Below are 10,452 nucleotides of genomic sequence, written 5' to 3' on the forward strand. Positions count from 1 at the left end.
AAACTGCCGCCTCTTTCGATCCAGCCTTGCCGTTCCCATGTCCGAGCCGTACAGCCCTTCCTCCGTCGAGCAGGACGCCCAGGCGTTCTGGGCCGACCAGCGTTCCTTCGAAGTCCGGGAGGAGCCGGGGCGGGAGAAGTTCTACTGCCTGTCGATGTTCCCGTACCCCTCGGGCAAGCTGCACATGGGGCACGTGCGCAATTACACGATCGGCGACGTGATCTCGCGCTATCAGCGCATGCTCGGCAAGAACGTGCTGCAGCCGATCGGCTTCGACGCCTTCGGCCTGCCGGCCGAGAACGCGGCGATCGCCAACAACACGCAGCCGGCGAAGTGGACGTACGCGAACATGGATTACATGCGCGTCCAGCTCAAGCGCCTCGGCTTCGCCTACGACTGGTCGCGCGAGCTGGCGACCTGCCGGCCGGCGTACTACCGCTGGGAGCAGCTGCTGTTCACGCGGCTGATGAAGAAGGGTCTGGTCTACCGCAAGAACTCGATCGTCAACTGGGACCCGGTCGACCAGACGGTGCTGGCCAACGAGCAGGTCGTCGACGGCCGCGGCTGGCGTTCGGGCGCGCTGGTCGAGCGCAAGGAAATTCCGCAGTGGTTCCTGAAGATCACCGCGTACGCGCAGGAACTGCTCGACGATCTCGACCACCTGCCGGGCTGGCCGGAAGCGGTCAAGACCATGCAGCGCAACTGGATCGGCCGCTCGGAAGGTCTGGAGCTGCAATTCCCGATCGAGAATGACGCGCCGCTGACGGTCTACACGACGCGTCCGGACACGCTGATGGGCGTGAGCTACGTGGCGGTCGCGGCCGAGCACCCGCTGGCGCAGAAGGCCGCGGCCCGCAATCCCGAACTGGCGGCGTTTCTCAAGGAAGCCGGCCGCAGCGGCGTCGCCGAGGCCGACATGGAGACGATGGAAAAGCGCGGCATGCCGCTCGGCATTGACGCCATCCATCCGATCACAGGTGAGAAGGTGCCGGTCTGGGCGGCGAACTTCGTGCTGATGGGCTACGGCACCGGCGCGGTGATGGCGGTGCCGGCGCACGACGAGCGCGATCACGAGTTCGCGACGAAGTACGGCCTGCCGATCAAGCAGGTCATCCGCAGCGCGCGCGAGGCCGAGCTGATGCGGCGGCTGGCGACGATCGGCGATCTGTCCGACGAGGACGATTCGGTCGAGCGGCCGGCCAACCAGCCCTTGATGAAGGAGCTGGAAGCGATCCGCGCCGGCTGCATGACCGAGCACGGCGTGCTGATCAACTCGGGCGAGTACGACGGCCTCGATTTTCAGCAGGCTTTCGACGCCATCGCCGCGCGCTTCGAAGCGGCCGGCACCGGCCGCCGCCGCGTCAACTTCCGCCTCCGCGACTGGGGCGTCTCGCGCCAGCGCTACTGGGGCTGCCCGATCCCGGTCATCTACTGCGCGAAGTGCGACGCGGTGCCGGTGCCGGAAGACCAGCTGCCGGTCGTGTTGCCGGAGGACGTCGCCTTCACCGGCGTGCAGTCGCCGATCAAGGCCGATCCCGAGTGGCGCCAGTGCGTCTGCCCGCAATGCGGCGGTCCGGCCGAGCGCGAGACCGACACCTTCGACACCTTCATGGAGTCGAGCTGGTACTTCGCGCGCTATGCCTGCCCGGACAACGACAAGGACATGCTCGATGCGCGCGCCGATTACTGGCTGCCGGTCGATCAGTACATCGGCGGCATCGAGCACGCGATCCTGCATCTGCTCTATGCGCGCTTCTTCCACAAGCTGATGCGCGACGAGGGCCTGGTGTCGTCGTCCGAGCCGTTCACCAACCTGCTGACGCAGGGCATGGTGGTCAAGGAGACGTACTACCGCGAGGAGGCGTCCGGCAAGAAGCTGTGGATCAATCCGGCCGACGTCGAGCTCGAACTCGATGCCAAGGGTCAGCCGCTGGCCGCGAAGCTGAAGAGCGATGGCCTGCCGGTGACGATCGGCGGCGTCGAGAAGATGTCGAAGTCGAAGAACAATGGCGTCGATCCGCAGGCGCTGATCGATCAGTACGGCGCCGACACGGTGCGCCTGTTCGCGATGTTCGCGGCGCCGCCGGAGCAGTCGCTCGAATGGCGCGATGACGGCGTCGAAGGCGCGTCGCGCTTCCTCAAGCGCCTGTGGCGCGCGGTGCAGGCGCACGTCGAGGCCGGTGCGGCGCCGGCGCTCGACAAGAACGCACTGAGCGATGCGCAGAAGGCGCTGCGCCGCAAGCTGCACGAGACGATCGCCAAGGTTGGCGACGACTACGGTCGCCGGCGCACGTTCAATACCGCGATCGCCGCGGTGATGGAGCTGATGAACGAGGCGACGCGTGTCGAGGACGCCTCGCCGCAGGGGCGCGCGCTGCAGCAGGAAATCTGGGAGGCGGTGACGCTGATGCTGCAGCCGATCGTGCCGCATCTGGCGCACACGCTGTGGCAGGCGCTGCGGGGCAGGGCGGACGTGCTCGTGCAGCCGTGGCCGGCCGTCGACGAATCGGCCCTGGTGCGCGACCAGATCGCGCTCGTCGTGCAGGTCAACGGCAAGCTGCGCGGCAACATCAGCGTGCCGGCTAATGCCGAGAAGGAGGCGATCATCGCCGCCGCGGTTACCGACGCCAACGTCGCCAAGTTCATTGCCGGCCAGCCGATCAAGAAGCAGATCGTGGTCCCCGGCAAGCTAGTCAACATCGTGGTCTAGCGAGGCCGCCCATGGCGCGAATTCGTCTTCCGAAAGAACCCCAGGGCAGCGCTCCCCGGCCGTCTGCTCGCCGGGCGCGAAGGCCGTTCACGGCACTCGCGCTTTGCCTTGTTCACTTGGGCAAGCTCGTCGCATGAAGGCGCGCGCGCTCCTGCTGTTGTTGCCGCTGCTGCTGCTCGGCGGCTGCGGCTTCCATCTGGCCGGCGCGCGACCGCTGCCGGCCGACCTGAAGAAGGTCTATGTCGACACGGTGACGCCGTACAAGGTGTCGGAGCCGCCGGTCGAGGCGCAGCTGCGCGCGATCCTGCAGCGCCGCGGCGCGGGAATCGCCAACACGCCGGGCGAAGAGATCACCACGATCCGTCTGTCGGACCTCAAGGAAACCCGCGAGGTCCTGTCGATCGGCACCGACGGCAAGGCCATCGAGTTCCGCCTCGTGACGCGCGTGCACTACGAAGTGTTCCGCGGCACGACGACCCTGGTGACGCCGGGCGATCTGGTCGCGACGCGCGACTACAGCTTCAATCCCGAGCAGGTGCTCGCCAAAGAGGCCGAGGAACAGCGCCTGCGCGAGTTCATCCAGACGCAGCTCGCCGAGCTGCTGATGATGCGCATCGACGCCGCGCTCACCTATCGTTCGGCCACTGCCGGGCCAGCAGCGCCAGAGGGTGCAGAACCGGCACGTTGAGGCCGCGCCGGCGCAGGCCGGCGGCGAGATGCAGCGTGCAGCCGATGTTGCTGCTGACCAGATAGTCCGGTCGCAGCGCCGCAAGCGCATCAAGCTTGTGCTCGAGCAGGCGGTCGGCCATCGCCGGCTCCGACAGGAAGTAAGTGCCGGCCGCGCCGCAGCAGTTGTGCTGCAGATCAAGCGGCTCGATCGTCGCGCCGGGGATCTTGCGCAGCAGTGCGGTAATGGCCTCGCCGCCGCCGGTGACGTTGCGCTGCGTGCACGGCAGGTGCACGGCGATGCGCGCATGCAGCGGCCGCAGCGGCGGGGCCTCCGGCCACAGCTCCAGCAACAGACGATGCGGGTCCTGCACGCGTTGTGCAAAGGTGGCGCCATCGGCGCCCGCGCCGGGTGCGCAGACGCGCTCGTATTCCTTGAGCGTCGCGCCGCAGCCGCTGGCGGCATAGACGATCGTGGCGTCGCCCGCGAATGCGGCGAGATTCTGCCGGCCGAGTTCGCAGGCACGGTCCGCCTCGCCGGCGTGCTGATGCAGGGCGCCGCAGCAGGTTTGCGAGTCCGGCTCCTCGACGCGGACACCGCAGCGTTCGAGCAGGGCGCGCAGGCATTCCAGCGTCTCCGCGTCCGCGATCTCGCCGACGCAGCCGCGGAACAGCTGCACGCTGCGTCCACTCGCGGGCAGCGCGAACGTGCCCGGTGCCGCGAGGCGCTGGGCGGTCGGGGCCAGCGACAGCCAGCGACCGATGCGGGGCGCGCGCAGCAGGCCGAGCGCCGTCAGCAGAGACTGCAATCCGCTCGCCTGATAGGCACGCAACAGCAGGCGCGCGAGGCGCCGACGCTGGCGCGAGACGAGCCACGGCCCGAGCCAGCGCGTCAGCCGGCGGCTGCCATGCGCCTGCGCCTGCAGGGCGCGACCGGCATCGATCAGCTCGCCGTACGGGACCTTGGCCGGACAGACGCGCTCACAGCTGCGACAGCCGAGGCAGCCGTCGAGATGCGCTTCGAGTGCCGGTGTCCAGTTCACCAGGCCGCTCGCCAGCCCCTGCATCAGCGCGATGCGGCCGCGCGGCGAGTCGGCCTCGTTGCGCGTTTCCTGGTAGGTCGGGCAATGCGGCAGGCACAGGCCGCACTTCACGCAGAGGTCGGCCTTTGCCATTGGAAACAGCTTCGCGGGTTGCGCTTCCGTCATCGTCGCCAATAATAGGTCCTCTTCCTTCTTCCCCCAATCCGGAGTTGCACACAGATGCGCCAAGCCAAAGGAATTGCTTTCGTCGCCGCTTTCGGTCTGATGCCGATGATCGCCCATGCCGAGCCCTGGTCGGGCGAATTCGCACTGGGCTATCTGGCGACGACGGGCAATTCCGATACGAGTTCGGTCAACGCCAAGGGCGCGCTGGTCTACGCCGCCGAGCGCTGGAAGAACACGCTGACGGCGTCGGCGATCAATACCTATGCCGATCGCGAAAGCTCGGCCGAGAATTACGCGGCGACCGAGCAGGCCGACTTCAACTTCACCCCGCGCGACTATGCGTTCGTCGCCCTCGAGTGGAACAAGGACCTGTTCGCCGCGATTCGCGAGCGCACGTCGGAAACCACCGGCTACGGCCGGCACGTGCTGGTCGGGCCGGCGCATTTGCTGGACCTCGAACTCGGTGCCGGTGCGCGGCAGCTGCAGACCAACGACCACCCGCGCGAGCGCGAGAGCGACTTCATCGGCCGCGCCGCGCTGAAGTACCAGTGGAACATCACGCAGACCGCGACGCTGCATCAGTCGCTGAAGGTCGAGGCCGGCGAATCGAATACCTACACCGAGTCGGTCACGCGGCTGAAGCTGTCGATCATCGGCAACCTCTTCGCGAATTTGTCGTATACGCTGAAGAACAACAGCAATACCGCGCCCGACACCGAGCAGACCGATACCGAGACCGCGGTGACGCTGAGCTACCAGTTCGGCAAGGACCAGGGATAGCGCCGTGAGCTATTACGAGCACCACGTTTTCTTCTGCTGCAACCGGCGGCCGCCGGGCGAGCGCACCTGCTGTGCCGACAAGGGTGCCGACCGCGTGCGCGACTACGCCAAGCAGCGCGTCAAGGCCCTCGGTCTGGCCGGCCCCGGCAAGGTGCGCATCAACCAGTCCGGCTGCCTTGATCGCTGCGAGGAAGGCCCCTGCATCGTCATTTACCCGGAAGGCGTCTGGTACACCTACGTCGACGAGGAAGACGTCGACGAGATCATCGAGCGGCACCTGCAGCAGGGCCAGGTGGTCGAGCGGCTGCGGCTGAAATGATCCGCGACGTGCTGAGGATGGGCGATGCGCGGCTGCTGCGCGTCGCGGAGCCGGTCGAGGATTTCGGCTCGCCGGAACTGCAGGCGCTGGTCGAGGATATGTTCGACACCATGCGGCATCTGGACGGCGCAGGCCTCGCCGCGCCGCAGATCGGCGTCGGCCTGCGTGTCGTCGTCTTCGGTTTCGCGGCCAACGCGCGCTATCCGGATGCACCGGCGGTGCCGGAAACCATCCTCGTCAACCCCGTACTCGAGCCGCTGTCGGACGAAATGGAGGAGGGCTGGGAAGGCTGCCTGTCGGTGCCGGGCCTGCGCGGCGTCGTCGCCCGGCATCGCCATCTGCGCTACCGCGGTTTCGATCTCGACGGCCGGCCGATCGAGCGGGTCGCCGAAGGTTTTCACGCGCGCGTCGTCCAGCATGAATGCGATCATCTCGACGGCATTCTCTACCCGATGCGGGTTCGCGATTTCAGCCGCTTCGGTTTCGCCGACGTGCTGTTCCCGGGGCAGCCCCTCGCCGACGACTGAGGCCGCAGCCGGGGCGCTGCGCCGGCGCGCCCCCCGGTTCGTCGCGAGCGCCCGTGCGTTTCACGCCGATGCGGATGTCGGATGCCATCGTGCGGGAAGACCCTGGCGTAGCGGCATCGCAATGGCCCGAGGCGCGGAGGCGCGAGGTCTCGGCCTTCCGCACAGCCGTGCTGGCTAAAGCACCGGCGAGTTGATGTTCAGCGGATTCTGCTGCTCGTCCTTCTGTTCGTCCTTCTTCTGCTCTTCTGCGGCTTCGAGCGGCGTCAGCGGCTCGGCGTTCTTGTCGCGCGTGATCCACACCAGCATGTCGTAGTACGAGCGGATGTTGCCGACGTAGATCGCGGCCTGATGGCCGCGCGCGTAACCGTGCTTGGTCTGCGCATACCAGCGCGGCTGCGAGAGCAGCGGCAAGGCGTTGCGTACGTCGAGCCAGCGATTCGGATCGCCGCCGAGCTTCTTGGTGAGGATGCGCGCATCGAACAGATGTCCGACGCCCATGTTGTAGGCGGCCAGCGCCATCCAGGTCCGGTCGGGTTCGGGGATGTCGGTCGGCAACTGGTCGGCGATCTGCTTGAAGTAGCGCGCGCCGCCGAAGATGCTTTGCGCCGGATCCTCACGGTCGTCGAGCTTGAGGAAGTTCGCGGTGTCGGTCGTCAGCTGCATGATGCCGCGCACGCCGGTCGGGCTGGTGGCGTCCGAATCCCAGTGCGATTCCTGGTAGCCGATCGCGGCGAGCAGGCGCCAGTCGAGATCGTTCTTCGCGGCGGCCGTCTGGAACGCCTGCCGGTAGCGCGACAGGCGCGTGTCGACGTGCGTCGCCAGCGCCAGCGCGCCTTGCGTATCGACCTGCTCGACGTGGCCGAAGTAGCGATCCTTCACACGCGCGAACTCCTTGGCGCCGAGCGCCTCGAAGAAGCGTTCGACTTCCTCGCTCAGGCTGGTATCGCGGCCGGCGCGGAACGCCCAGGCGACGTCTTGCGCATCGGCGACCGTGAAAGCGACGCGCAGGTTCGGGTAGTAGCGCTGGTTGATGGCCAGCAGGTCGGAATTGGCGATCGTGTAATCGAGGCTGCCCTCGGCGACCTGATACAGCAGCTCTTCGGCGACGTCGTCCTCGGTTTCATCCCACTGCAGATTCGGGTAACGGGCCTGCCGCAGCTCGCGCAGTGTCTCGATCGGCGCGCTGCCCTTGACCACGCGCAGCACGCCCTGCAGGTCGCCGAGGTTCTTCGGGCGCGGCTGGCCGAGGCGGTAGACCAGCGTCGGCACGACCTTCAGCAGCGGGCGCGAGAAGCGCACGAGCTTGCGGCGGCTGTCGGTGATCGTGATGCTCGCGGCCGCCATCGGTACCGCGCCCTCGCGCACCAGCTCGACGGCGGCCGGCGGGTTCGGTGCGACGACCAGTTCCAGGCGCACGCCGAGCCGGTCGGCCAGCTGCTTCAGCAGATCGTACTCGAAGCCGATCGGCTCGCCGCCCGGGCCGATGTAGTAGACGGTCGGACTGTTGACGGTGGCGACGCGCAGCACGCCGAGGGTGCGGATCTCGTCGAGCGTCGAGCGCCGCGGCGAGCAGGTCCCGAGCACCGCCAGCAGTATCAGCAGGACCGCGAGCAGCAGCCACCGGCCCCAGCCGGCGGCGGGGGGCGGTTTTTCTTGTGTGGGGGTGGTAGGCGTCGCGCCCGGGTTCATTTACAATAACGGTCTTGGCATGGCGGCCGATTAGACGTCACGCTAGCACAAACAGTTTCGCTCCCGCTCCGCAGCCGTTCCCGGATGCCTGCAGGCGAAACCCGTGCAGCGCGATCCGCCACATGCCAGTCGAGTTCGGAGAGGTGGCAGAGTGGTTGAATGTACCTGACTCGAAATCAGGCGTACGTGTAAGCGTACCGTGGGTTCGAATCCCACCCTCTCCGCCAACAGGTGTCCGTCAGACGAAAATCTGACGGACTTCGGCAAAAAAGCCCGCCATGTGCGGGCTTTTTTGCGTTCAAAGAATGGGAAGATGCCCGACAGTTATAAAAATCCTGGTGGTATCGTCGCCTCAGAATGAGAGAGACAATTCCGGAAGGTCGCTTCTGTTCTGATGCATAAATCATTGGCCGCTTAGCCCCACTTTTGGCGACCGCTAAAAGTGCGGGGGACCACCAAGCCATGCAAGAGAATCGTCTTTCGCATCTCCTGTCCCTCCTTCCTTTGGTGACGGCAGGGAGCTACTTCTTCGGTCTTGTCTACTATCAGGCATACATGGGGCAACTCGGGATTGAGGAAAGCCTGATCCAGTTGAGTTTTCATCGCACCCTCTTTCAGGGCTGCGTAGCGTTAATTGGTGTGGGACTCCCGGGGCTCCTCTATGCCCTGATCGCAGCCGAATTGATCTATTTCGGATCAGAGCTAGTGCTGCTTCTGGCTTCCCGAGAGCGAGTGGCGAAATTGCTCGCAAGAATCCGCGCCAAATTGAAGATTGAGTCGAAGAAAGTCGTAGATCCCGCGAATGCCACTTCAGATTTCTCGAAATTATCCTTCAGGATGTTTCTCATTACTGGCGCGATCTTCTCCATTGTGGTGCTATTGCTACTGATCGGGCTGACGGCAGATAAGAGCGGGCGCGCGGCCGCCGAAAAGTTCATTCAAAGGGCTGAGGACGGGAAAGTCGCATTCAAAGAGGTTTGGGTGAAAGGCGATGAAAAACCGGTGATCGGCATTCCAATGGGATGCGGCGAAGCGTTCTGTGCTTTCCGAATGGCACATGCCTCGATTCTGATCGCGCAAGGTGACATTGCACGGATTTCACCGATCGCCTCGACTTCAGCAGGTCGAAATGAATGACTCGGTGGAAGACCCGCTGCGGCCGCTAGCTGATTTACTGCTTCCCGATAAGCGGAATCAGTACTTCAGGGGCACGCTGGAGGAGCTTCACGCTAGGCTTTCGGTGCTGGAACTGAATGGCAATGTGCCCACGTCTGCGCGGCAGCTATTCGAAACGGCGAAGAACGTATCGCTGTATGCGTGGTTCGTTTACCGATTCCATCAGGTATCCGAGATGACGGCGTATGCCGCGTTGGAGTTGGCATTAAGAATCCGAGCCGGTGAAAGCGATTCATTCCTCGATCGAAAGAAGAAGCGCCCGCCAAGTCTGCGGGACTTATTGGAGAAGGCCATGGATGAGAGATGGATATCTCCGACGAACTTTTCTGCGATGCGAAGCTTGGCCGCTATTCGGGCTGCAGACAACATTGTGCGCGAGACTATTCGCGGACTGCAGCCTGGCGACGAGGCGGTGGTGAGATATCCCAGTGAAGCTGAAATTGCAGCCGAGCTGGGAAAGATGGATGTCTCTACGCTCCTTCGGTCGATCCCGGATATGCGCAACGATCTCGGGCACGGATCGACGACCTTGTCGAATAGCAGCGTCGGAACACTGCAGATCGTTGCGGAGATCATGAATCAGATATTCGCTGATCCAAATTAGTATTTTCAGCCTCTGCCTTCCTGATCCCACAACGTCCACAGGCGTCAGGGCAACGAAATATGTCGTGTTGTCATTGCCCAACTGGCCGTTGCCGCCAATGCCCCAGCAGACCATCGAGCCGTCGGCTTTGAGCGCGCAACTGTGATCGAAGCCGGCCGCGAGGGCGGCGGCATTGGTGAGGCGGGAAACCGCTGCGGGCGTCGTGCCGTCCGCCGTGCTTCCGTCGCGAAGTTGACCGCCTACCCCCAGGACGTTGCTTCCCCAGCAGGCGGCCGTGGCGTCGGCCTTGAGTACGCAGCTGTGGACATCGCCCGCTGCAATGGGCCGCTGCATCGGCGAGGTCCGAGACCGCTACCGGTGTGGGCTGTCCGTTGGTAATCCCCCCGCCGAATAGCTGACGTCAGAAGTGGAATTTTCTCGTAGTCTTTCCCGAGGAGGTTCCATGAAGAAGTCTCGATTCACCGACAGCCAGATCATTGCGGTCCTGAAGCAGGCGGAAGCCGGCACGCCCGTGCCGGAGTTGTGCCGCGAACACGGCATCAGCTCAGCTACGTTCTACAAGTGGCGCAGCAAGTTCGGCGGCATGGATGCGTCGCTGATGTCCCAGCTCAAGGAGCTTCAGGACGAAAATCGGCGCTTGAAGAAGATGTACGCCGACGCGCAACTCAGCGCCGATCTGCTGAAGGAGGCGATGTCAAAAAAATGGTGAGGCCATCTCAGCGCCGGGAGATGGCCCGATGGGCAGTCGAAGGCCGGCGCACGAACATCCGGCA

The 10,452-nt window shown here is 64.9% G+C and carries 9 protein-coding genes, 1 tRNA gene and 2 pseudogenes; 9 read left to right on the top strand and 3 right to left on the bottom strand.

Features of this window, described 5'->3' with window-relative positions; translation table 11 throughout:
* Positions 1-37: 37 nt before the first annotated feature.
* Positions 38-2,710: a leucine--tRNA ligase gene (leuS, locus tag K343_RS0117530; RefSeq protein WP_028009174.1), complete on the top strand. Its 2,673-nt coding sequence runs from the start codon at positions 38-40 to the stop codon at positions 2,708-2,710.
* Between the two features lie 133 nt (positions 2,711-2,843).
* Positions 2,844-3,398, top strand: a complete 555-nt coding sequence (locus K343_RS0117535; RefSeq protein ID WP_028009175.1) for an LPS-assembly lipoprotein LptE — start codon at positions 2,844-2,846, stop codon at positions 3,396-3,398.
* Here K343_RS0117535 and K343_RS22750 read toward each other — a convergent pair.
* A complete protein-coding gene (locus K343_RS22750) occupies positions 3,337-4,551 on the bottom strand; it encodes a (Fe-S)-binding protein (protein WP_043113091.1) in 1,215 nt (404 codons plus the stop codon). The genes K343_RS0117535 and K343_RS22750 overlap by 62 nt on opposite strands.
* An 87-nt stretch (positions 4,552-4,638) precedes the next feature.
* On the opposite strand from K343_RS22750, the gene K343_RS0117545 reads away from it, so the two are divergent.
* The 3 genes from K343_RS0117545 to def are packed head-to-tail and all read left to right on the top strand — an operon-like array spanning position 4,639 to position 6,210.
* The gene (locus K343_RS0117545) at positions 4,639-5,364 is read left to right on the top strand and encodes a DUF481 domain-containing protein (protein ID WP_245585232.1); all 726 of its coding nucleotides are present in this window, start codon (positions 4,639-4,641) and stop codon (positions 5,362-5,364) included.
* A 4-nt stretch (positions 5,365-5,368) separates the two neighbouring features.
* The gene (locus K343_RS0117550) at positions 5,369-5,683 is read left to right on the top strand and encodes a (2Fe-2S) ferredoxin domain-containing protein (protein ID WP_020648931.1); all 315 of its coding nucleotides are present in this window, start codon (positions 5,369-5,371) and stop codon (positions 5,681-5,683) included.
* On the top strand, positions 5,680-6,210 hold the full coding sequence (gene def, locus K343_RS0117555) for a peptide deformylase (protein ID WP_028009177.1): 531 nt from the start codon (positions 5,680-5,682) through the stop codon (positions 6,208-6,210). Before K343_RS0117550 ends, def begins: the two co-directional genes overlap by 4 nt.
* Before the next feature lie 174 nt (positions 6,211-6,384).
* Here the strand turns inward: def and mltF are convergent, their stop codons facing one another.
* Positions 6,385-7,899 carry a membrane-bound lytic murein transglycosylase MltF gene (mltF, locus tag K343_RS0117560; protein ID WP_028009178.1) on the bottom strand — a complete coding sequence of 505 codons (1,515 nt, stop codon included), beginning with the start codon at positions 7,897-7,899 and terminating at the stop codon, positions 6,385-6,387.
* A 137-nt stretch (positions 7,900-8,036) separates the two neighbouring features.
* Here mltF and K343_RS0117565 point away from each other — a divergent pair.
* The 3 genes from K343_RS0117565 to K343_RS25105 all read left to right on the top strand — a co-directional run bounded on the left by K343_RS0117565 (position 8,037) and on the right by K343_RS25105 (position 9,679).
* Positions 8,037-8,126: transfer RNA gene (locus K343_RS0117565), tRNA-Ser, on the top strand.
* 235 nt (positions 8,127-8,361) lie between these two features.
* Entirely contained in the window at positions 8,362-9,036 is a 675-nt protein-coding gene (locus K343_RS24200) for a hypothetical protein (RefSeq protein WP_084615971.1), read from the top strand.
* Positions 9,029-9,679: a hypothetical protein gene (locus K343_RS25105; RefSeq protein WP_028009179.1), complete on the top strand. Its 651-nt coding sequence runs from the start codon at positions 9,029-9,031 to the stop codon at positions 9,677-9,679. Before K343_RS24200 ends, K343_RS25105 begins: the two co-directional genes overlap by 8 nt.
* Positions 9,680-9,772: 93 nt before the next feature.
* Here the strand turns inward: K343_RS25105 and K343_RS25345 are convergent.
* Positions 9,773-10,012: pseudogene (locus tag K343_RS25345) on the bottom strand (S-layer homology domain-containing protein); the annotation flags it as partial.
* Between the two features lie 109 nt (positions 10,013-10,121).
* Between K343_RS25345 and K343_RS0117575 the strand changes: the two are divergent.
* A pseudogene (locus K343_RS0117575) lies at positions 10,122-10,452 on the top strand (transposase); the annotation flags it as partial.

The organism is Solimonas flava DSM 18980 (assembly GCF_000426685.1).
Classification (GTDB): domain Bacteria; phylum Pseudomonadota; class Gammaproteobacteria; order Nevskiales; family Nevskiaceae; genus Solimonas; species Solimonas flava.

Excerpts from the sequence above, each read along its gene's own strand:
- K343_RS22750 (WP_043113091.1), bottom strand. The coding sequence starts at position 4,551 with ATGGCAAAGGCCGACCTCTGCGTGAAGTGCGGCCTGTGCCTGCCGCAT.
- K343_RS0117545 (WP_245585232.1), top strand. The coding sequence starts at position 4,639 with ATGCGCCAAGCCAAAGGAATTGCTTTCGTCGCCGCTTTCGGTCTGATG.
- K343_RS0117535 (WP_028009175.1), top strand. The coding sequence starts at position 2,844 with ATGAAGGCGCGCGCGCTCCTGCTGTTGTTGCCGCTGCTGCTGCTCGGC.
- mltF (WP_028009178.1), bottom strand. The coding sequence starts at position 7,899 with ATGAACCCGGGCGCGACGCCTACCACCCCCACACAAGAAAAACCGCCC.
- leuS (WP_028009174.1), top strand. The coding sequence starts at position 38 with ATGTCCGAGCCGTACAGCCCTTCCTCCGTCGAGCAGGACGCCCAGGCG.
- K343_RS24200 (WP_084615971.1), top strand. The coding sequence starts at position 8,362 with ATGCAAGAGAATCGTCTTTCGCATCTCCTGTCCCTCCTTCCTTTGGTG.
- def (WP_028009177.1), top strand. The coding sequence starts at position 5,680 with ATGATCCGCGACGTGCTGAGGATGGGCGATGCGCGGCTGCTGCGCGTC.
- K343_RS25105 (WP_028009179.1), top strand. The coding sequence starts at position 9,029 with ATGAATGACTCGGTGGAAGACCCGCTGCGGCCGCTAGCTGATTTACTG.